At 72.0% G+C, this 20,051-nt stretch carries 16 protein-coding genes and 1 pseudogene; 12 read left to right on the top strand and 5 right to left on the bottom strand.

The genetic code is table 11. The annotated features are described in order from the left end of the window. From ABT015_RS25525 to ABT015_RS25510, 4 genes and pseudogenes are all read left to right on the top strand, one after another. Nucleotides 1-1,599: pseudogene (locus ABT015_RS25525) on the top strand (YifB family Mg chelatase-like AAA ATPase); the annotation flags it as partial. 278 nt (nucleotides 1,600-1,877) lie between these two features. After that, entirely contained in the window at nucleotides 1,878-3,044 is a 1,167-nt protein-coding gene (dprA, locus tag ABT015_RS25520) for a DNA-processing protein DprA (RefSeq protein ID WP_350882890.1), read from the top strand. 305 nt (nucleotides 3,045-3,349) lie between these two features. Next, nucleotides 3,350-4,333, top strand: coding sequence for an RNA polymerase sigma factor WhiG (whiG, locus tag ABT015_RS25515; protein ID WP_350882888.1), 984 nt, complete (start codon nucleotides 3,350-3,352; stop codon nucleotides 4,331-4,333). Nucleotides 4,334-4,513: 180 nt separating this feature from the next. Next, nucleotides 4,514-5,098, top strand: a complete 585-nt coding sequence (locus ABT015_RS25510; protein ID WP_350882976.1) for a TetR/AcrR family transcriptional regulator — start codon at nucleotides 4,514-4,516, stop codon at nucleotides 5,096-5,098. 49 nt (nucleotides 5,099-5,147) lie between these two features. Here the strand turns inward: ABT015_RS25510 and ABT015_RS25505 are convergent, their stop codons facing one another. Then, nucleotides 5,148-5,495: a peptidoglycan DD-metalloendopeptidase family protein gene (locus ABT015_RS25505; RefSeq protein ID WP_350882886.1), complete on the bottom strand. Its 348-nt coding sequence runs from the start codon at nucleotides 5,493-5,495 to the stop codon at nucleotides 5,148-5,150. A gap of 940 nt (nucleotides 5,496-6,435) precedes the next feature. Here ABT015_RS25505 and rpsB point away from each other — a divergent pair. From rpsB to rlmN, 6 genes are all read left to right on the top strand, one after another. Next, nucleotides 6,436-7,323 carry a 30S ribosomal protein S2 gene (gene rpsB / locus ABT015_RS25500; protein WP_350882884.1) on the top strand — a complete coding sequence of 296 codons (888 nt, stop codon included), beginning with the start codon at nucleotides 6,436-6,438 and terminating at the stop codon, nucleotides 7,321-7,323. A gap of 129 nt (nucleotides 7,324-7,452) precedes the next feature. After that, on the top strand, nucleotides 7,453-8,292 hold the full coding sequence (tsf, locus tag ABT015_RS25495) for a translation elongation factor Ts (protein WP_063347667.1): 840 nt from the start codon (nucleotides 7,453-7,455) through the stop codon (nucleotides 8,290-8,292). A gap of 261 nt (nucleotides 8,293-8,553) precedes the next feature. After that, nucleotides 8,554-9,318: a UMP kinase gene (gene pyrH / locus ABT015_RS25490; protein WP_030056790.1), complete on the top strand. Its 765-nt coding sequence runs from the start codon at nucleotides 8,554-8,556 to the stop codon at nucleotides 9,316-9,318. 98 nt (nucleotides 9,319-9,416) lie between these two features. Beyond that, nucleotides 9,417-9,974 carry a ribosome recycling factor gene (gene frr / locus ABT015_RS25485; protein WP_063347665.1) on the top strand — a complete coding sequence of 186 codons (558 nt, stop codon included), beginning with the start codon at nucleotides 9,417-9,419 and terminating at the stop codon, nucleotides 9,972-9,974. Beyond that, complete coding sequence (locus ABT015_RS25480) at nucleotides 9,974-11,452, top strand: phosphatidate cytidylyltransferase (protein ID WP_502897403.1); 1,479 nt, start codon at nucleotides 9,974-9,976, stop codon at nucleotides 11,450-11,452. The genes frr and ABT015_RS25480 overlap by 1 nt, the downstream gene beginning before the upstream one ends. 117 nt (nucleotides 11,453-11,569) lie before the next feature. Next, the gene (gene rlmN, locus ABT015_RS25475) at nucleotides 11,570-12,670 is read left to right on the top strand and encodes a dual-specificity RNA methyltransferase RlmN (RefSeq protein WP_350882881.1); all 1,101 of its coding nucleotides are present in this window, start codon (nucleotides 11,570-11,572) and stop codon (nucleotides 12,668-12,670) included. Between the two features lie 63 nt (nucleotides 12,671-12,733). Here rlmN and ABT015_RS25470 read toward each other — a convergent pair whose 3' ends face one another. From ABT015_RS25470 to ABT015_RS25455, 4 genes are all read right to left on the bottom strand, one after another. After that, nucleotides 12,734-13,891, bottom strand: coding sequence for a hypothetical protein (locus tag ABT015_RS25470; protein WP_350882879.1), 1,158 nt, complete (start codon nucleotides 13,889-13,891; stop codon nucleotides 12,734-12,736). A 27-nt stretch (nucleotides 13,892-13,918) separates the two neighbouring features. Further along, on the bottom strand, nucleotides 13,919-14,674 hold the full coding sequence (locus ABT015_RS25465; protein ID WP_350882877.1) for an ABC transporter ATP-binding protein: 756 nt from the start codon (nucleotides 14,672-14,674) through the stop codon (nucleotides 13,919-13,921). A 212-nt stretch (nucleotides 14,675-14,886) separates the two neighbouring features. Then, the gene (locus ABT015_RS25460) at nucleotides 14,887-16,281 is read right to left on the bottom strand and encodes an aspartate aminotransferase family protein (protein ID WP_350882875.1); all 1,395 of its coding nucleotides are present in this window, start codon (nucleotides 16,279-16,281) and stop codon (nucleotides 14,887-14,889) included. Next, nucleotides 16,278-16,751 carry an Lrp/AsnC family transcriptional regulator gene (locus ABT015_RS25455; protein ID WP_030243538.1) on the bottom strand — a complete coding sequence of 158 codons (474 nt, stop codon included), beginning with the start codon at nucleotides 16,749-16,751 and terminating at the stop codon, nucleotides 16,278-16,280. The genes ABT015_RS25460 and ABT015_RS25455 overlap by 4 nt, the downstream gene beginning before the upstream one ends. A gap of 301 nt (nucleotides 16,752-17,052) precedes the next feature. On the opposite strand from ABT015_RS25455, the gene ABT015_RS25450 reads away from it, so the two are divergent. Then, a complete protein-coding gene (locus ABT015_RS25450; RefSeq protein ID WP_350882873.1) occupies nucleotides 17,053-18,498 on the top strand; it encodes a gamma-aminobutyraldehyde dehydrogenase in 1,446 nt (481 codons plus the stop codon). Nucleotides 18,499-18,680: 182 nt separating this feature from the next. After that, nucleotides 18,681-20,039 (top strand): aspartate aminotransferase family protein, encoded by a 1,359-nt coding sequence (locus ABT015_RS25445; RefSeq protein WP_350882871.1) that lies wholly within the window; start codon nucleotides 18,681-18,683, stop codon nucleotides 20,037-20,039. The last annotated feature ends 12 nt before the right edge of the window (nucleotides 20,040-20,051 follow it).

The following is a 20,051-nucleotide window of genomic DNA, read 5'->3' as shown; positions in this document are numbered from 1 at the left end:
ATGGCCTTCGCCCGTACCTGTTCCGTCGCGCTGGTCGGCGTCGACGGAGTGATCGTCGAGGTCCAGGCCGATCTGGAGCCCGGGGTGGCCGCGTTCACCCTGGTCGGCCTGCCCGACAAGGCGCTGTCCGAGGCCCGCGACCGGGTGCGCGCGGCCGTGGTCAACAGTGGTGAGGCCTGGCCGCAGCGCAAGCTGACCGTCGGGCTCAGTCCGGCCTCGGTGCCCAAGAGCGGCAGTGGCTTCGACCTCGCGGTGGCCTGCGCCGTCCTGGCCGCGGCCGAGCGGCTCGACCCCTCCTCCATCGCCGAGCTGCTGATCATCGGCGAACTCGGGCTGGACGGCCGGGTGCGGCCCGTCCGAGGGGTGCTGCCGTCGGTGCTGGCTGCGGCCGACGCGGGATACCAGCGGGTCGTGGTCGCGGAGCAGACCGCGCCCGAGGCCTCGCTCGTCCCGGGCGTGACCGTGATCGGCGTCCGCAGCCTGCGGCAGCTGATCGCCGTCCTGACCGGCGCGCCCGCGCCGGAGGAGCCGTCCGACCCGATCGGCGGCCGGCCGGATCCGCTGATGGCCGGCCTGATGCTGCCCAGCGCCGGCGTCCGGGGACTGGCCGACGACAAGTCGGCGCGCCTCGACCTGGCCGACGTGGCCGGACAGTACGAGGCCCGGCGCGCCCTGGAGATCGCCGCCGCCGGCGGTCACCACCTGTACCTCAAGGGCCCACCGGGCGCGGGCAAGACGATGCTGGCGGAGCGGCTGCCCTCGCTGCTCCCGCCACTGACCCAGAAGGAGGCTCTGGAGGTCACCGCCGTGCACTCGGTGGCCGGGCTGCTCCCGGCCGGGCGCCCGCTCATCGGTACTGCGCCGTACTGCGCCCCGCACCACTCCACGACGATGCCGGCGATCGTCGGCGGCGGCAGCGGCCTGCCGAGACCGGGGGCGGTCTCGCTGGCCCACCGTGGCGTGCTGTTCCTGGACGAGGCGCCGGAGTTTCCGGTCCGGGTGCTCGACTCACTGCGCCAGCCGCTGGAGTCGGGCGAGGTGGTGATCGCCCGCTCGGCCGGCTCACTCCGGCTCCCGGCCAGGTTCCTGCTCTGCCTGGCCGCCAACCCCTGCCCGTGCGGCCGGCATTCACGGCGGGGCGAGGGGTGCGAGTGCACTCCTGCGATGGTCAGCCGCTACCAGGGGCGGCTTTCCGGGCCGCTGCTGGACCGGGTCGACCTCCAGGTCCAGGTCGCCCCGGTGACGAGGATCGAACTCATGGAACGGGACGCCACGGCGGAGAACACCGAGACCGTCGCGGCCCGGGTGCTGGCCGCGCGGGAACGGGCGGCGGCCCGGCTGGCGGCCACCCCGTGGCGGACCAACGCGGAAGTCCCGGGCCACGAACTGCGGACCCGCTGGCAGCTTGCCCCCGGAGCACTGAACGATGCCGCCCGCCAGTTGGAGCGAGGGCTGCTGACCGCCCGCGGCCTGGACCGGGTGCTCCGAGTCGCCTGGACGGTCGCCGACCTCGCCGGTCGCGACCGGCCGGACCAGCAGGACGTCCGCACCGCACTGGTCCTGCGCACCGGCGTCGAACAGGGGCTGCCGCTGGCCGCGCGGGTCTACGGCCGACTCGGTGGCATCCCGGCCCAGCGCAGCCGGCCGGTCGACGAACCGCCCGAAGGGCAGAGCTGGTCGGGCCGGTTCGAGAAGCCCGACCGTCCCGACTGCCCCGACCCGGAGAGTCCTGCTCTGGAAAGTCCTGGTCCGGAGAGTCCTGGTCAACCGGACCGCACCGATGCCCCTGGCAGATCCACCCGGTCCGGCTCCGCCAAGCGCCCCGGGAAACACGACCAGCACCTGGCGAACGAGGGCGGTGAGGCATGAAGCCGATGATGACGCAGCTTCAGCCTCCCGGCCGGGCGGAGTCCGGGTCCGGCCCCGATCCGGAGCGCCTCGCCCGCGCCGTGCTCAGCCGACTGAGCGAGCCCGGGGACGCGGTGGTCGGCCGGTGGCTCGGTCAGCTCTCCGCAGCCGACGTCGTCCAGGCGATCCGTGACGGGACGGTGCCCGCGCACCCCGGGCTGGACGGGCCCCGGCTGGCCGGCTACCAGGCGAGACTCCCCGGTCTGGACCCGGCCGAGGACCTGGAACGGGTACGAGCCGTCGGTGGACGCTTCATCATTCCGGGGGACACGGAATGGCCCAGCCAACTGGACGATCTGGGTGACGGGCGCCCGATCGGGCTCTGGACGACCGGCACGGGTTCGCTGCGGCTGCTCGCGCTCCGCTCGGTGGCGATGGTCGGTTCCCGGGCCTGCACGGCTTACGGCGCCCACGTCGCGGGGGAGCTGTCGGCCCAACTGGCCGAGCGAGGTTGGGTCGTGGTGTCCGGAGCCGCCTACGGGATCGACGCGGCCGCCCACCGAGGGGCGCTCTCCGTCGGCGGGATGACCATCGCGGTGCTCGCCTGCGGGGTCGACGTGGCCTACCCGAAGGGGAACGCCGAACTGATCCGGCGGATCGGCGCCCAGGGGCTGCTGGTCAGTGAACTCCCGCCCGGGGAGCACCCGAACCGCTTCCGCTTCGTGCTCCGCAACCGGGTCATCGCGGCGCTCACCCGGGGCACGGTGGTGGTCGAGGCGGCGATGCGCAGCGGCGCGCTGAGCACGGCCAGGCGGGCGCGGGACCTCAACCGCCACACCATGGGCGTCGCCGGCCCGGTGACCTCGGAACTCTCGGCCGGGGTGCACGCCCTGATCCGCAGCGGCGGCGCCACGCTGGTCACCGACTCCGCCGAGATCGCCGAACTGATCGGAGCGATCGGGGACGACCTGGCGCCACAGCGCAGCGGCCCGGTCCTGCCCAGGGATCTGCTGGAGCCGGCGGTGGCCCGGGTGCTGGAGGCCGTCCCGGCGACGGCGGAGGGTGCGCCGATCGAGCGGTTGGCTCGGCAGTCCGGACTCCCGCCGGACGAAGTGCTGCAGCGGCTCTACGAGTTGGGCTCGCTCGGTTACGTCGAACGGCACGGCGCGCACTGGCGCCTGGTGCGGAGGAGGTGACGGTCGGAACGAAGCGCACATCCGTGTCGTGGGGATGGAGTGTCGGAATCGCCCGGCTGACCTGCTGATCCGGTTCGTCCGTTCGCGTGCCCGGATTCGATGGCGCGAACGCCACCGGATCGGGGGACGACCGAGTGGCGGTAGCGCATTGCAGCGAGTCGGTCACGCTACGCTCCACATGCCTTCCCTATCAGCACATGACTCGGCAGAACGGCGCAGACCAACGCATGCCCACACACATTCCCGGACACAGAGTGACCGGTGGCGCCCGGTCCTCGGGAGGGCCGCGGACCGAGCGGCGCCCCGTGACCGAGTTCCCGCCCAAGGCGACGGGGACGATGGGAGGCCTGTCGCGCCAGGGCGGTCGGCCGACGGCGGTGCCGGGCCAGCCCGTCGACGCGGTCGCCGCCGCCACCACCACCGGCGACGGCTCAGCCCGCCCGATCGCTGCCTGCGCCCTGCCATCGGACGGCACTCCTCCGCCAGGCCCGGAGCAGGGGCCGGGCGGTCAGGGCCCCGGAGCCCCGGGGCGCACCGCGCTCGAAGAGCTCTGGCGCTCCTACAAGGAGACCGGCGACCAGCGGCTGCGCGAGCAGCTGATCCTGCACTACTCACCGCTCGTCAAGTACGTGGCGGGCCGGGTCGGGGTCGGCCTGCCCTCCAACGTCGAGCAGGCCGACTTCGTCTCCTCGGGGGTCTTCGGGCTGATCGACGCGATCGAGAAGTTCGACGTCGACCGCGCCATCAAGTTCGAGACCTACGCGATCAGCCGGATCCGCGGCGCGATCATCGACGAACTGCGTGCCCTGGACTGGATCCCGCGCTCGGTGCGGCAGAAGGCGAAGGCCGTCGAGCGGACGTACGCGACGCTGGAGGCCCGGCTGCGCCGTACGCCGCACGAGCCCGAGGTCGCTGCCGAGATGGGCATCGCGATCGAGGATCTGCACGCGATCTTCAGCCAGCTGTCCCTGGCCAACGTGGTGGCCCTGGACGAACTGCTGCACCCGGTGGGGGAGGGCGGCGACCGGCTGAGCCTGATGGACACCCTGGTGGACCACGGCGCCGACAACCCGGTCGAGGTGGCCGAGGACCGCGAGCTGCGCAGGCTGCTGGCCCAGGCGGTCAACACCCTCCCCGAGCGGGAGAAGACCGTGGTGACGCTCTACTACTACGAGGGCCTCACCCTCGCCGAGATCGGCCAGGTGCTGGGGGTGACGGAGAGCCGGGTGAGCCAGATCCACACCAAGTCCGTCCTCCAGCTGCGCGCCAAGCTGTCGGACATCCGGTAGCGAGGGCCGGGGTCGTCCCGGCCCGGCCGACCTCCGGGCCGGACCTCCGGGTTGCGCGCCCACTCGCACGCCTCGCCGCGCGCCCGCGCGCCCTCGCTCCCCGCCCAGATGCGCGGCGCCGTACCGGCCGCAGGTAGGGCTCCGTACAGTGGGAGCGTGCCGAAGATCCGAGCGGCCACGGTGGCCGAGCATCGCCAGCTGCAGCGCGCAGCCCTCCTTGACGCTGCCCGCACCCTGCTCACGGAGGGCGGTATGGAGGCGCTGACCTTCCCCGCGCTCGCTGCGCGCACTTCCCTGGCGCGCTCCTCGGTCTACGAGTACTTCCGCTCCCGGGCCGCCGTGGTCGAGGCGCTCTGCGAGGTGGACTTCCCGCTCTGGGCTGCCGAGATCGAGGCCGGGATGGAGAGCTGCGACAGCGCGGCCGACCGGATCGAGGCCTATGTCCGCGGCCAGCTGGCGTTGGCCGCGGACCCGCGCCACCGGGCGGTGGTGGCGATCTCCGCGCTCGAACTCGACGAGGCCGCGCGCGAGCGCATCCGGGCGGCGCACGGCAAGTTGGTCGGTCTGGTCGTCCGGGCCCTGGAGGATCTCGGTCACGCGCAGCCCCGGCTCGCTGCGGCGCTGCTCCAAGGGGTCGTGGAGGCGGCCGTGCGCCGGGCTGAGCAAGTGGCGGCGGGGGACCGCGCCGGGTGTGCGGCCGAGCGCCCCGAGCTGATCGCGGACGCCGCCGTGGCCATGGCCCTGCACGGTCTCGACCGGGCCTGAGCCGCCATCCGGCCCGGTCCCGTCCGGTCCATCCGGTTCAGCTGATTCGTCAGGTGCGTCCGGCGCCGCCCAGCGGCAGCAGCCGCGCTGCTCCCGCGCCGAACAGGGCCAGCGGGTCGAGGTAGCGTCCGCCGCGCAGCAGCCCCCAGTGCAGGCAGTCCCGCGCTGGACAGTGCCGTCCGTCGGGGACGAGCCGCCCGATCACCTGTCCGGCGGGTACCTCGGTGCCGACCGGGGCGGTGCCGGCGACGGGCAGGTAGGTGGTCCGCAAGGGGGGCGACCCCGAGCCGGGGTGGGTGACGGTCACCACCGGGCGCCCCGCCACCAGCCCGGAGAACGTGACCACCCCGGCGGCAGCCGCCCGTACCTCCGCCCCGGGCGCGGCGGCGAGGTCCACTCCCCGGTGTCCGGCGGCCCATGGCGTGGCCGGTGGTTCGAACCGCCCGAGCACCCCGCCGGGCCCGCCCACCGGCCAGGCCCGCGCACTGCCCGAACCGATCCGGCCGGTCTCGCCGCCTCGGCCAGTACCTCCGGTACCCCCGTCCGGACCTGGGCCGGCACCGCCGCTGAGAGCGGCGCCCCGCGCCGCGCCGCCCGAGACCAACAGCACCAGTGCCGCCAGCACGGCGACCAGCCCCCGCAGCACACCAAACGAGCGCGGCCCCAACCGGTCCGGCCCCAAGCGGTTCGGCCCCAAGCGGTCCGGACCGACAGCGGACGGAATCGGGCACCCAGCATGAGCAGTCATGCCCCGAGGCTTGCTGCGCCGCCGCCCCGGTGCCACCCACTTCCGGACTCCTGTGGACAAACCGCCCTCGTGGCCTGATCCCATCCCTCCAGCGGGTGTACGGATGCCGCCATCCGGTGTACAAGCACCGCGGCAGCAGCGCTCCCGGGGCCCGGCCGGCCCGCTTCCGGTCCTCCTCCGGTCCTCCTCCGGTCCGTCTCCGGCCCAGCTCCCGCCAGCGCGGATCCGCCCGCCCAGGGCCTCCGCCGGTCACGGAGTCGCCCGCCCCGCAGCGCTTCCCGTACACTTCACACGCGACCCGGTCCGCCGGGTCGACTTCGCACGCCCCGCCACCGGTGGACGGACGCGGCCCGGCCGCTGCCCCCACCAGGTGCGAGTGCCGCTCGGTCCGCCGAGCCCGCCTGGTCCCCGGACCGTGCGGGTTCAAGCGGCTCGGCACGTTCGGGGCGTCAGGCGTGGCTGTCACCTGGCTGCCACGGACAAACCGAGCCTGACCCGGCCGGACGCACCGCGCGAGCGGGGAGCGCCACCGCGCGAACCCGCCGTCCGTTGCGCGACCGCCGGGCCGTAACACCTGAGGAGCACGGCTATGGCCGTCGTCACGATGCGGGAGCTGCTGGAGAGCGGCGTCCACTTCGGTCACCAGACCCGCCGTTGGAACCCGAAGATGAAGCGCTTCATCATCACGGAGCGCAACGGCATCTACATCATCGACCTCCTGCAGTCGCTGAACTACATCGACCGCGCCTTCGAGTTCATCAAGGAGACCGTTGCCCACGGCGGCAGCGTCCTCTTCGTCGGCACGAAGAAGCAGGCCCAGGAGGCCATCGCCGAGCAGGCCACCCGCGTGGGCATGCCCTACGTGAACCAGCGCTGGCTCGGCGGCATGCTGACCAACTTCTCGACCGTCTACAAGCGCCTGCAGCGCCTGAAGGAGCTCGGCGAGCTGGACTTCTCGGACGTGGCCGGTTCCGGCCTCACCAAGAAGGAGCTCCTGGTCCTCCAGCGCGAGCACGACAAGCTGGAGAAGACCCTCGGCGGTATCCGTGACATGCAGCGCGTTCCCAGCGCCGTGTGGATCGTGGACACCAAGAAGGAGCACATCGCGGTCGGCGAGGCCCGGAAGCTCAACATCCCGGTCGTCGCCATCCTCGACACCAACTGTGACCCCGACGAGGTCGACTACAAGATCCCGGGCAACGACGACGCGATCCGCTCCGTCACCCTGCTGACCCGCGTGATCGCCGACGCCGTGGCCGAGGGTCTGAAGGCCCGCGCCGGTGTCGCCAAGGGCGACGTCAAGGCCGAGCCGGGCGCCGACCAGCCGCTGGCCGACTGGGAGAAGGACCTCATCGAGGGCGAGAAGAAGGCCGAGGAGGCCCCCGCCGCCGCCGAGGCTCCGGCCGCTGAGGCCCCCGCCGCCGAGGCCCCCGCCGCCGAGGCCCCCGCCGCCGAGGCGCCGGCCGAGCAGGCCTGACGTACCAAGGGTGAGGGGCACCCGCCGGTACGACACCGGTAGGTGCCCCTCTCTCCCGCGCCGGGACCGAATCATCGGTCCCGGCGTCTCCCCACGCAGACACGCGAGACGCGAGAAGAGATTCACACCATGGCGAACTTCACCGCCGCGGACGTCAAGAAGCTCCGTGAGCTCACCGGCGCCGGCATGATGGACTGCAAGAAGGCTCTGGACGAGGCTGAGGGCAACGTCGAGAAGGCCGTCGAGCTCCTGCGCATCAAGGGCCAGAAGGGCGTTGCCAAGCGCGAGGGCCGTGACGCCTCCAACGGCGCCGTCGCCGCGCTGATCGCCGAGGACAAGAAGTCCGGCGTTCTGGTCGAGCTGAACTGCGAGACCGACTTCGTCGCCAAGGGTGACAACTTCGTCAAGGTCGCCGACGCGATCGCCGCTCACGTGGCCAAGACCGCCCCGGCCGACCTGGACGCCGCCCTGGCGTCCGAGATCGAGGCCGGCAAGACCGTCCAGCAGTTCGTCGACGAGGCCAACGCGACCCTGGGCGAGAAGATCGTCTTCCGTCGCTTCGCCCAGTTCGACGGTGACGGCTTCGTCGCGGTCTACCTGCACAAGACCAGCCCCGACCTGCCGCCGGCCGTCGGCGTCCTGGTCGAGCTGGACAAGGAGAACGCCGAGGTCGCGAAGGACGTCGCGCAGCACATCGCCGCGTTCGCGCCGAAGTTCCTGTCCCGCGAGGAGATCCCGGCCGAGGACCTCGAGAACGAGCGTCGCGTCGCCGAGGCCACCGCGCGCGAGGAGGGCAAGCCCGAGGCCGCCCTGCCGAAGATCGTCGAGGGTCGCGTCACCGGCTTCGTCAAGGAGAACTCCGTCCTGGAGCAGGCCTTCGCGAAGGACAACAAGAAGACCGTCGCCAAGGTCCTCGAGGAGAACGGCGTCGCCCTCAAGCGCTTCGCCCGCTTCCGCGTCGGCGCCTGAGCCACGTTCCACCTGGTCCCCGGCACCCTTACGCTGGGAACCGCCCCCGCCCGTTGACCGGGGCGGGCGGAACGCCGAACGGGCTCACCCAGTGCCAACCGTCCACGGGCGGGCCGCGTCGGCACCATGAACGACGAGGAGGCCATTGCCGTGCAGGACACCGAACCGGTTCCCGCGGCAGTGGCCTCCTCTCGCGTACGCGCAGGCCGGGCATCCGCACACCCGCGCCTGTGAGCCAGTAGGTGCAAAAAGGAGAAGTCCATGCAGGAGACGCAGGAGACCGCGCAGGACCCCAAGGCCGGCTCGCGCCGCCGGGTGCTGCTCAAGCTGTCCGGTGAAGCCTTTGCCGGTGGTGGCGGACTCGGCGTCGACCCGGACGTCGTGCACGCGATCGCCCGGGAGATCGCCACCGTCGTCCGTGCCGGTACCGAGGTCGCGGTGGTCATCGGTGGCGGCAACTTCTTCCGGGGCGCCGAGTTGCAGGTCCGCGGCATGGACCGGGCGCGCTCCGACTACATGGGCATGCTCGGCACCGTGATGAACTGCCTGGCGCTGCAGGACTTCCTGGTCAAGGAAGGCATCGAGACCCGGGTCCAGACCGCGATCACCATGGGCCAGGTCGCCGAGCCGTACCTGCCGCTGCGGGCCGTCCGGCACCTGGAGAAGGGCCGTGTGGTGATCTTCGGAGCCGGTATGGGCATGCCGTACTTCTCGACCGACACCACCGCCGTCCAGCGGGCCCTGGAGATCCACGCCGACGTCCTGCTGATGGGCAAGAACGGCGTGGACGGCGTCTACGACTCGGACCCCCGGACCAACCCGGACGCGGTGAAGTTCGACGCGCTGGAGTACTCCGAGGTCATCGCGCGCGACCTCAAGGTCGCCGACCTCACCGCGATCACGCTGTGCAAGGACAACAACCTCCCGATGCTGGTCTTCGAGCTGCTGGCGGAGGGCAATATCGCGCGCGCGGTGAAGAGTGAGAAGATCGGCACACTCATCAGCCAGGATTCTGTCCGGGCCTGAGCAGCAATCAGCCGTACGGGACGGCGCCGTCGCCGTGACCGGCCTCGACGCCGACACCGGTCGGGACAATCGCAGATGAACCGGACAGGGAGATCACAGTGATCGAAGAGACCCTCCTCGAAGCCGAGGAGAAGATGGAGAAGGCCGTCGCCGTCGCCAAGGACGACTTCGCCGCCATCCGCACCGGCCGTGCCCACCCGGCGATGTTCGCCAAGATCGTCGCCGAGTACTACGGCACCGTGACGCCGATCAACCAGCTGGCCTCGTTCTCGGTGCCGGAGCCCCGGATGGCGGTCGTCTCGCCGTTCGACAAGACCGCGCTGAAGGCGATCGAGCAGGCGATCCGCGACTCCGACCTGGGCGTCAACCCGTCCAACGACGGCTCCCTCATCCGGGTGGTGCTGCCCGAGCTGACCGAGGAGCGCCGCCGGGAGTTCATCAAGGTGGCCCGGGGCAAGGGCGAGGACGCGAAGGTCTCGATCCGCGCGGTGCGCCGCAAGGCCAAGGACGCCATCGACAAGCTGGTCAAGGACGGCGAGGTCGGCGAGGACGACGGCCGCCGCGCCGAGAAGGAGCTCGACGACACCACGGCCAAGTACGTGGCCGCCGTCGACGAGCTGCTGAAGCACAAGGAAGCCGAGCTGCTCGAAGTCTGATGAACGACGCCCCTGACGCCCCTGGCTACTGGGGCCCGTCCGACCAGCAGTTCCAGCCCTACCGCCCGGCGCCGCAGCCCCGGCCGCAGGCTCCTCTGCAGCAGGCGCACCCGGCGCCGGGGTACGGCGAGTACCCGGCGCCGCCGCAGGCCCAGGGCTACCCCGGTCACCCGGGCGGCGGGGCCGCCCACCCGGGTGCGCCGGGCGGCGCGCCGGGTGACCCCGGCCACCGTTCGGATCACTCGCAGCAGCCTCCGGTGTACTGGGGCGGCGACGCGGAGGAGACTCAGGTCATGCCTCCCGTACCGGCGGGCCCCGGCCCGTTCCCCGGCGTGCCGGAGCAGGGCCCGCCGGCGGGCTCCGGCCGGCCGGGTGACCCCGCCGCCGGTCAGTCCCGGGAGGCCGGTCGGCTGAGCGGCCCGCTGTTCCGGGACGACCGGTCCGAGGCGGCGGTGCCGGGTGTGACGGAGACGGTCGTGCTGCGCGCGATAACCGATGACGCCACCCCCGGCCGCGGCGCCCCGCCGCGCCCCGGGGCTCCGGTGCCTCCCGCGCCGCCGCCGAGTTACCCGGCGGCCGGGCAGCCCCACTTCGTGCCGTCGTCCCATCCAGGGCAGGAGACACCCGTGGCCGCCCAGTCCGCCCCGCAGCCGCAGCCGCGCAAGCAGCGCGGTGGCCGTAACCTCCAGGCCGCGATAGGCGTGGGGGTCGGTCTCGGTGCGGTGATCATCGCCTCGCTGTTCGTGGTGAAGGCGCTGTTCCTGTTCGTCGTGATGGCCGCGGTGTCGGTCGGCGTCTGGGAGCTGACCAGTCGGCTCGCTGAGCGCAAGCAGATCAAGGCGCCGCTGGTGCCGCTGGTCGCGGGCGGCATCGCCATGATCGCCACCGGCTACTGGGCCGGGGTGCAGTGGGCCGCGGCCTCGCTCGCGCTGACCGGGCTGGCGGTGATGGTCTGGCGGATGGCCGAGCCGCCGGAGGACTACCTGCGGGACATAACGGCCGGGGTGTTCACCGCCTTCTACGTGCCGTTCCTGGCCACGTTCGTGGCGTTGATGCTGGCGGCCGACGACGGCCCCCAGCGGATCGTGCTGTTCCTGATCGTCACGATCTGCAGCGACACGGGCGCCTACGCCGTGGGCTACAAGTTCGGCAAGACCAAGCTCGCCCCGACGATCAGCCCCGGCAAGACCCGTGAGGGCCTGGCCGGCGGCATCGGCCTGTCGATGCTGGCGGGCGCCGTGCTGATGGAACTGATCATCGACGGCGGCAGCTGGTGGCAGGGCCTGATCCTGGGCGGTTGCGCGGCGGTCACCGCGACCCTGGGCGACCTGGGCGAGTCGATGATCAAGCGCGACCTCGGCATCAAGGACATGGGCACGCTGCTGCCCGGCCACGGCGGCATCATGGACCGGCTGGACTCGCTCCTGCCGACCGCCCCGGTGGTCTGGCTGCTGCTGGCGGCCTTCGTCGGCAGCTAGGGTCCCGCCCTCGACCCGGCCTCCGGCCGCGAGCGGCGGAAGGGCCCCGGACGCCTGCGCGTCCGGGGCCCTCGCACGTCCCGGCCTGCTCCCGGCGTCTGCGACACTGGATGAACCATGCCTAAGCCCGGAGAACTCACCTTTGTCGCGCCGCGCGGCGCCAAGCCCCCGCGACACCTCGCCGACCTGAGCCCCGCCGAGCGCAAGGAGGCCGTCGCCGAGCTGGGCGAGCAGCCGTTCCGCGCCAAGCAGCTCTCCAACCACTACTTCGGCCGGATGTCGAACGACCCGGAGGGCTGGACGGACATCCCCGCCGCCAGCAGGGAGAAGCTCACCGGGAGCCTGCTGCCGGACCTGATGTCGGTCGTGCGGCACGTGTCCTGCGACGACGACACCACCCGCAAGACGCTCTGGAAGCTCTTCGACGGCACGCTCGTCGAGTCGGTGTTGATGCGCTACCCGGACCGCGTCACCATGTGCATCAGCTCGCAGGCGGGTTGCGGCATGAACTGCCCCTTCTGCGCGACCGGCCAGGCCGGGCTGACCCGCAACCTGTCCACCGCCGAGATCGTCGAGCAGATCGCCGCCGGGATGCGCGCGCTCAAGGCCGGCGAGATCCCCGGCGGCGAGGCGCGGCTGTCGAACGTGGTCTTCATGGGCATGGGCGAGCCGCTGGCCAACTACAACCGGGTGCTGGCTGCGATCCGCCGGCTGACCGACCCGGCGCCGGACGGTTTCGGCCTGTCCCAGCGCGGTGTCACGGTGTCCACCGTCGGCCTGGTCCCGGCGATGAACCGGCTGGCTGACGAGGGCCTCAGCTGCCGCCTGGCGCTGTCGCTGCACGCCCCGGACGACGAGCTGCGCGACGAGCTGGTGCCGGTGAACACCCGCTGGAAGGTCGCCGAGGTGCTGGACGCCGCGTGGAACTACGCGGAGAAGTCGGGCCGGCGGATCTCCATCGAGTACGCGCTGATCAAGGACATCAACGACCAGGCGTGGCGGGCGGACCTGCTTGGCCGGCTGATCAAGAACCACCGGGTGCACGTCAACCTGATCCCGCTGAACCCGACGCCGGGCTCCAAGTGGACCGCCTCCCGGCCCGAGGACGAGCGCGAGTTCGTCCGCCGGCTCCAGTCGCACGGGGTGCCGACGACCGTCCGCGACACCCGTGGCCAGGAGATCGACGGCGCCTGCGGCCAGCTCGCCGCGGCGGGTTGATCCGACGGGTCACCGCAGGCCGGCAGGTCGGCGAAAGCCGGCGGGTCAGCGCCGGCCGAGAGGTCAGCGCAGGCCGGCGGCCGCCAGTGCGGCGGTCGCCCCGCCGGTCACCAGCAGCGTGGTGCCCACCGCCAGGGTGCGCAGCGCGACCGCGCCGAACAGCAGCCGGGGCGAGGTGCCGAGGCGCAGCAGCACGTCGGTGACGTCCCGGCGGTCGGCGCGGACCTCGGCCAGCCGGGCGGCCACGGCGGCGGCCGCGCAGCCGAGCACCAGGCAGGCCTCGACGGCGGGCAGCACGTCCGCGCTGTCGGGCGTGCCGATCCAGTAGCGGATGGTGGTGAGCACGAGCGCGAGGGCGAGGGTGAGCACGGCCAGCGGCGGGCCGAGGCGGCGGGCCTGGGAGGTGAGTCCGCGGCCGGCCAGCAGTCGCAGCGGGGTGGGCCGGCCGAGCGCGAGCAGCCGCCCGGCCCAGGCCAGCAACGGGCCGGTGAGCAGGGCGAGTCCGACCGCGCTGGCGGCCCAGCCGCCGAGTGCGGCGGTGCTGGTGCTGCCGAGCCCGGCGGGCAGGTGGATCGGTCGGCCGTCGGCGGCGGCGCCGGGCCGCAGGGCGATGAGTTCGAGGGCGAGGCCGATCACGGCGAGCCCGACCGGCAGGGCGACCCGCAGCGGGCCGAAGCCGGTGCCGCCGTGGGTGCGGGTGCGGCCGCCGGGCAGGTACTCGGTGGGCGGGACGGCGCAGACGGCGGCGATCCCGGCGGTGAGCGGGACCAGGGCGAGCAGGGCGACCGGCGCGACGGCCGGCAGCGGTACGCCCATGCCGAGGTCGGCGGCGAGCGCGGGCCCGGCGATGTCGTTGCGCAGGACCAGGAAGACCAGCAGGGTGAGCACGCTGCCGAGGGTGCAGGCGAGCACGACCTCACCGGCGATCAGGGTGCGGATCCGGCCGGAGCCGGCTCCGGCGGCGCGCAGGCCGGTGATCCGTTCGGGCCGCTGGGCGGGTACGGCGCGGGCGGAGACGGCCGCGAACCAGGCGACGGCGGCGAGCGGGGGCAGGCACCAGAGCAGTCGCACAAGCGCGTCCTCGCCGCCGAGCGGGTCGCTCATCGCCCGGCCGAGGGAGCGCAGCAGGAAGGCGGAGACCACGGCGGCGGTCAGCACGGTGAGCAGCCAGCGGCCGAGGTCGGGCACCCGGTAGCCCCGGGCCAGACGGAGATAGAACACGTCGACTCTTTCAGCGGCTGGGCGTCGTCAGCGGCGGGTGGCCGAGACGGCGGACGCGCCGGCCGCCCCCGGGACGGCGGGGCCGCGCGGGACGGGGGCGGCGGGGGCGGTGAGCCGTCCGTCGACGAGGGCGACGGCGCGGTCCGCGAACCGGACGAGCTCGGGGTCGTGAGTGGCCAGGACGAGGGTGAGCTGGTGCGACCGGGCCGCGCTGGTCAGTATCCGCAGGACCTGGTCGGAGGTCTCGCGGTGGAGCGGGGCGGTGGGGTCGTCGGCGAAGACGACGGGCGGCAGCGGGGCGAGGGCGCGGGCGACGGCGATCCGCTGGCGCTGGCTCTGGAGCAGCCGGTCGGGGCGCTGCCGGGCGACCTCGCCGACGTCGAGGCGTTCCAGCCATTCGTCGGCGGCGGTGTAGGCGGCCTTGTTGCCGGCGCCGGCGAGCAGCAGCGGCAGGGCGACGTTCTCCCGGGCGGTCAGCTCGGGCACCAGGTGGGGTTCGGAGCCGACGAAGCCGAAGCGGTCGCGGCGCAGCCGTTCGCGTCCGGCCCGGCCGAGGGTGTGGACGGGCGCGCTGTTGAACCAGACCTCGCCCTCGTCGACGGTGAGGAGGGCGGAGAGGCAGCCGAGGAGGGTGCTCTTGCCGGAGCCGCGCGGGCCGGTGACGGCGAGCACTTCGCCCTCGCGGACGCCGATCGAGATGCCCCGTAGGGCGGGGGTGCCGTGATGGGACTTGACGATCCCCCGGGCCCACAGCACGTCGTTGTCAGGCGGTGCCGCTGACATGAGGTTCCATCCTGGGTGGCCGCAGGGATATGACAGTCGTCAGATTAGAACGACTGGGGCCTGGTGCGGTTGCGGCGCTCTGGTCCATCGCGGGCAAATCACCCGCAATCAGGCATGTTTGATCGGCTGTCCGCGCCGGAAAAACGCCGAAGGGCGGTCCCGGGGGAGTGGGACCGCCCTTCGGCGGAGGGTGGGGAAGGAGGATCAGGGGGTCAGATCTTCGCCCACGCGTCGGTGAGGCTGGTCCGCAGGATCTGCTCGATCTCGTCGAAGGTCGACTGGTTGGAGATCAGCGGCGGGGCCAGCTGGATGACCGGGTCGCCACGGTCGTCGGCGCGGCAGTACAGGCCGTTGTCGAAGAGGGCCTTCGACAGGAAGCCGTAGAGGACGCGCTCGACCTCGTCGTCGTTGAACGACTCCTTGGTGACCTTGTCCTTCACGAGCTCGATGCCGTAGAAGTACCCGTTGCCGCGGACGTCGCCGACGATCGGCAGGTCGCGCAGCTTGTTCAGGGTGCCCAGGAACGCGGCCTCGTTGTCGAGGACGTTCTGGTTCAGGCCCTCGCGCTCGAAGATGTCGAGGTTGGCCAGCGCCACCGCGGAGGAGACCGGGTGGCCGCCGAAGGTGTAGCCGTGCAGGAAGGTGTTGTCGCCCTTGTAGAACGGCTCGGCGAGGCGGTCCGAGATGATCGTGGCGCCGATCGGGGAGTAGCCCGAGGTCATGCCCTTGGCGCAGGTGATCATGTCGGGCTGGTAGCCGAACTTGTCGGCGCCGAACATGGTGCCCAGGCGGCCGAAGGCGCAGATGACCTCGTCCGAGACCAGCAGCACGTCGTGGCGGTCGCAGATCTCGCGCAGGCGCTGGAAGTACCCGGGCGGCGGCGGGAAGCAGCCACCGGCGTTCTGCACCGGCTCGACGAAGACGGCGGCGACGGTCTCGGCGCCCTCGTTGAGGATGGCCACCTCGATCTCGTCGGCGCACCAGCGGCCGTAGGCCTCGGGGTCGACCGTGCCGTCCGGGCCTTCGAGGAAGGCGGGGGCGCGGTAGATGTTGGTGTTCGGGGCCTTGTGGGTGCCCGGCACCAGCGGCTCGAACGGGGCCTTCAGGCCCGGCAGGCCGGTGATCGACAGGGCGCCCTGCGGGGTGCCGTGGTAGGCGACGGCGCGCGAGATGACCTTGTACTTGGTCGGCTTGCCGGTCAGCTTGAAGTACTGCTTGGCGAGCTTCCAGGCGGTCTCGACGGCCTCGCCGCCACCGGTGGAGAAGAAGACCTTGTTCAGGTCGCCCGGGGCGTAGTTGGCCAGGCGCTCGGCCAGCTCGACGGCCTTCGGGTGGGCGTAGCTCCACACCGGGAAGAAGGCGAGCTCCTTGGCCTGCTTGGCGGCGGCCTCGGCCAGCTCCTCGCGGCCGTGGCCGGCCTGGACGACGAACAGGCCGGCGAGGCCGTCGAGGTACTTGCGTCCCTTGTCGTCCCAGACGTAGGTGCCTTCGCCCTTGACGATCGTCGGCACGGGGGAGTTCTCGTACGACGACATGCGGGTGAAGTGCATCCACAGGTGGTCGTAGGCGGTCTTGGAAAGGTCCTTCTGCGCCGGGTCGGCTGTCATCGGGTGCCCCAGGTGTAGGTCTGTTTCCGGAGCTTCAGGTAGACGAAGCTCTCGGTGCTCCGCACGCCGGGAAGCGCGCGGATGCGCTTGTTGATCAGTTCGAGCAGGTGCTCGTCGTCCTCGCAGACCAGTTCGGCCAGGAGGTCGAACGAGCCTGCGGTGCAGACGACGTAGTCGACCTCGTCGAGGGCGGCCAGCGCGTCGGCGACGGGCTCGATGTCGCCCTCGACCCGGATGCCGACCATCGCCTGGCGGGTGAAGCCGACGGTGAGCGGGTCCGTGACGGCGACGATCTGCATCACGCCCTGGTCGAGCAGCTTCTGGACGCGCTGGCGCACGGCCGCCTCGGACAGGCCGACGGCCTTGCCGATGGCGGCGTACGGCCGGCGTCCGTCCTCCTGGAGCTGCTCGATGATCGCCTTGGAGGCGGCATCGAGGGGAACGCTCGCGTTCCGGTCGCGGTTGGCCACGCCGCCACTGTGCCTGATCGTTCTCCTGTTCGCAAGCGAGGAATCTGCTGATTTCGTCGTGATCTTGGAATCCGCGTACGGATTTCATCGCCTACGCGTACCGCACCTGTCGATACCAGCAGTCATGCGGCTACCCTGGCACGGTACGCGCGCAGCCCCGCAGCGCAGCGCGCGTTCCCCCAAACCAGTGGACCGCGCCGTCCAGGGCCCGGCCACCCGACACCCTTCGCGCGCCGGACCCGCCGACGTACCATGGCGCCGGAATCTGCAACGCCGCAGGCCCAGACCGAGGAGAGACCCCGTGAGCGACCTTCGCACGCTGCGCAACTACATCAACGGTGAGTTCGTCGACGCGGCGGACGGCCGGACGCTCGACATCGTCGACCCCACCACCGGTGAGGTCTACGCGACGTCCCCGCTGTCCGGTGCCTCCGACGTGGACGCCGCCATGGCCTCGGCCGCCGCCGCCTTCCCGGCCTGGCGCGACGCCACCCCGAGCACCCGCCAGAAGCTGCTGCTCAAGATCGCCGACGCGGTCGAGGCCCGGGCCGACGAGCTCGTCGAGGCGGAGGTCCGCAACACGGGCAAGCCGCGCGGGCTGACCCTCTCGGAGGAGATCGGTCCGATGGTGGACCAGATCCGCTTCTTCGCCGGTGCCGCCCGCATGCTGGAGGGCAAGGCCGCCGGGGAGTACATGGACGGGATGACCTCGATCGTCCGCCGCGAGCCGGTCGGCGTCTGTGCCCAGGTCGCGCCGTGGAACTACCCGATGATGATGGCCGTCTGGAAGTTCGCCCCGGCCATCGCTGCGGGCAACACCGTCGTCCTGAAGCCCTCGGACACCACCCCGGCCTCCACCGTCCTGCTCGCCGAGATCATCGGCGGCGTCCTCAAGGACCTGGAGCTGCCGGCCGGCGTCTTCAACGTGATCTGCGGCGACCGCGAGTCCGGCCGGCTGATGGTCGAGCACAAGACCCCGGCGATGGCCTCCATCACCGGTTCGGTCCGGGCCGGCATCCAGGTCGCCGAGTCCGCCTCCAAGGACGTCAAGCGAGTCCACCTGGAGCTGGGCGGCAAGGCCCCGGTCGTGGTCTTCGAGGACGCCGACATCGCCGAGGCCGTCGAGGGCATCTCGGTCGCGGGCTACTTCAACGCCGGCCAGGACTGCACCGCTGCCACCCGCGTGCTGGTGCACGAGTCGATCCACGACGCCTTCGTCGAGGCGCTGGCCAAGGCCGCGGCCGAGACCAAGACCGGCGGCGTGGACGACGAGGACGTGCTGTACGGCCCGCTGAACAACGCCAACCAGCTGAAGCAGGTGGCCGGCTTCATCGAGCGGCTGCCCGCCCACGCCAAGGTCGAGGCCGGTGGCCACCAGGTCGGCGAGAAGGGCTACTTCTACGCCCCGACCGTCGTCTCCGGCCTGCGGCAGGACGACGAGATCATCCAGAACGAGGTCTTCGGCCCGGTCATCACCGTGCAGAAGTTCACCGACGAGGACCAGGCCGTCGACTACGCCAACGGCGTCGACTTCGCGCTGGCCTCCTCGGTGTGGACCAAGGACCACGCCCGCGCCATGCGGATGTCGCGCCGCCTGGACTTCGGCTGCGTCTGGATCAACACCCACATCCCGCTGGTCGCCGAGATGCCGCACGGTGGCTTCAAGAAGTCCGGCTACGGCAAGGACCTCTCCGCGTACGGCTTCGAGGACTACACCCGGGTGAAGCACGTCATGACCGCGATCTAGCGGGTCGTGACGGTCGAGCGCTGTATGACTGCGATCTGATCGAAGGTCCATCGTGTGAACTGACAATGGGCCCGGGTCCTTTCGACCCGGGCCCGGTGTCTTTGCATCCTGTCGGCCGTTCGCGTGACCGGCTGACAAGATGAAACTGCACTTCGGGGCCGCGACTCCCTAGCCTTACCGGCATGAGCATCCCCACCGCTGACTCAGCCGCCGGCCAGGCGGTCAAGGCCGCCGACCGCGCGCACGTCTTCCACTCGTGGTCCGCCCAGGCGCTGATCGACCCCCTCGCGGTGGCCGGCGCCGAGGGCTCGTACTTCTGGGACTACGACGGCAACCGCTACCTCGACTTCTCCTCGCAGCTGGTCAACACCAACATCGGTCACCAGCACCCGAAGGTGGTCGCCGCGATCCAGGAGCAGGCGGCGAAGCTCTGCACCATCGCCCCCGGTTTCGCGGTCGAGGCGCGCAGCGAGGCCGCCCGGCTGATCGCCGAGCGCACCCCCGGCGACCTCGACAAGATCTTCTTCACCAACGGCGGCGCCGAGGCGGTCGAGAACGCCGTCCGGCTGGCCCGGCTGCACACCGGCCGGCAGAAGGTCATGTCCGCCTACCGCTCGTACCACGGCGCCACCGCCAACGCGATCGCCCTCACCGGCGACCCGCGCCGCTGGGCCAACGAGACCGGCGTCTCCGGCGTGGTGCACTTCTGGGGCCCGTACGCCTACCGCTCCAACTTCCACGCCGAGAACGAGGCGCAGGAGTGCGAGCGCGCGCTGGAGCACCTGGAGCAGGTGATCGCCTTCGAGGGCCCCGGGACGATCGCCGCGATCATCCTGGAGACCGTGGTCGGCACCGCGGGCATCCTGATCCCGCCGGCGGGCTACCTGGCCGGGGTGCGGGAGATCTGCGACCGCTTCGGCATCGTGTTCATCCTCGACGAGGTGATGGCCGGCTTCGGCCGCACCGGCGAGTGGTTCGCCGCCGACCACTGGGGTGTCACCCCGGACCTGCTGACCTTCGCCAAGGGCGTCAACTCGGGCTACGTCCCGCTGGGCGGCGTGGCGATCAGCGCCGAGATCGCCGCCACCTTCGCCGAGCGGGCGTTCCCGGGCGGGCTCACCTACTCCGGCCACCCGCTGGCCTGCGCCTCGGCCGTCGCCACCATCACCGCCATGGCGGAGGAGGGCATCGTCGAGAACGCCAGGCACATCGGCGAGACCGTGCTCGGCCCCGGACTGCGGGAGCTGGCCGAGCGGCACCCCTCGATCGGCGAGGTCCGCGGCCTCGGCGTGTTCTGGGCGCTCGACCTGGTGAAGGACCGCGGGACCCGCGAGCCGCTGGTCCCGTACAACGCGGCCGGCGCCGCCAACGCGCCGATGGCCGAGCTGGCGGCCGCCTGCAAGCAGCGCGGGCTCTGGCCGTTCGTCAACATGAACCGCCTCCACGTCGTCCCGCCGTGCACCGTCACCGAGGAGGAGGCCAAGACCGGTCTCGCGGTGCTCGACGAGGTGCTGTCGCTCGCCGACGCGCACACCGTCTGACGTACCGACCGG

The sequence above is a fragment of the Kitasatospora sp. NPDC094016 genome, from assembly GCF_040304045.1.
Taxonomy (GTDB): domain Bacteria; phylum Actinomycetota; class Actinomycetes; order Streptomycetales; family Streptomycetaceae; genus Kitasatospora.
This window is presented reverse-complemented; position numbering and strand designations above follow the sequence as displayed.

Bases quoted from the DNA above. Each gene is read 5' to 3' on its own strand.
- ABT015_RS25480 (WP_502897403.1), top strand. From the start codon at position 9,974: ATGAACGACGCCCCTGACGCCCCTGGCTACTGGGGCCCGTCCGACCAG.
- ABT015_RS25445 (WP_350882871.1), top strand. From the start codon at position 18,681: ATGAGCATCCCCACCGCTGACTCAGCCGCCGGCCAGGCGGTCAAGGCC.
- rlmN (WP_350882881.1), top strand. From the start codon at position 11,570: ATGCCTAAGCCCGGAGAACTCACCTTTGTCGCGCCGCGCGGCGCCAAG.
- tsf (WP_063347667.1), top strand. From the start codon at position 7,453: ATGGCGAACTTCACCGCCGCGGACGTCAAGAAGCTCCGTGAGCTCACC.
- dprA (WP_350882890.1), top strand. From the start codon at position 1,878: ATGACGCAGCTTCAGCCTCCCGGCCGGGCGGAGTCCGGGTCCGGCCCC.
- pyrH (WP_030056790.1), top strand. From the start codon at position 8,554: ATGCAGGAGACGCAGGAGACCGCGCAGGACCCCAAGGCCGGCTCGCGC.
- ABT015_RS25460 (WP_350882875.1), bottom strand. From the start codon at position 16,281: ATGACAGCCGACCCGGCGCAGAAGGACCTTTCCAAGACCGCCTACGAC.
- rpsB (WP_350882884.1), top strand. From the start codon at position 6,436: ATGGCCGTCGTCACGATGCGGGAGCTGCTGGAGAGCGGCGTCCACTTC.
- ABT015_RS25465 (WP_350882877.1), bottom strand. From the start codon at position 14,674: ATGTCAGCGGCACCGCCTGACAACGACGTGCTGTGGGCCCGGGGGATC.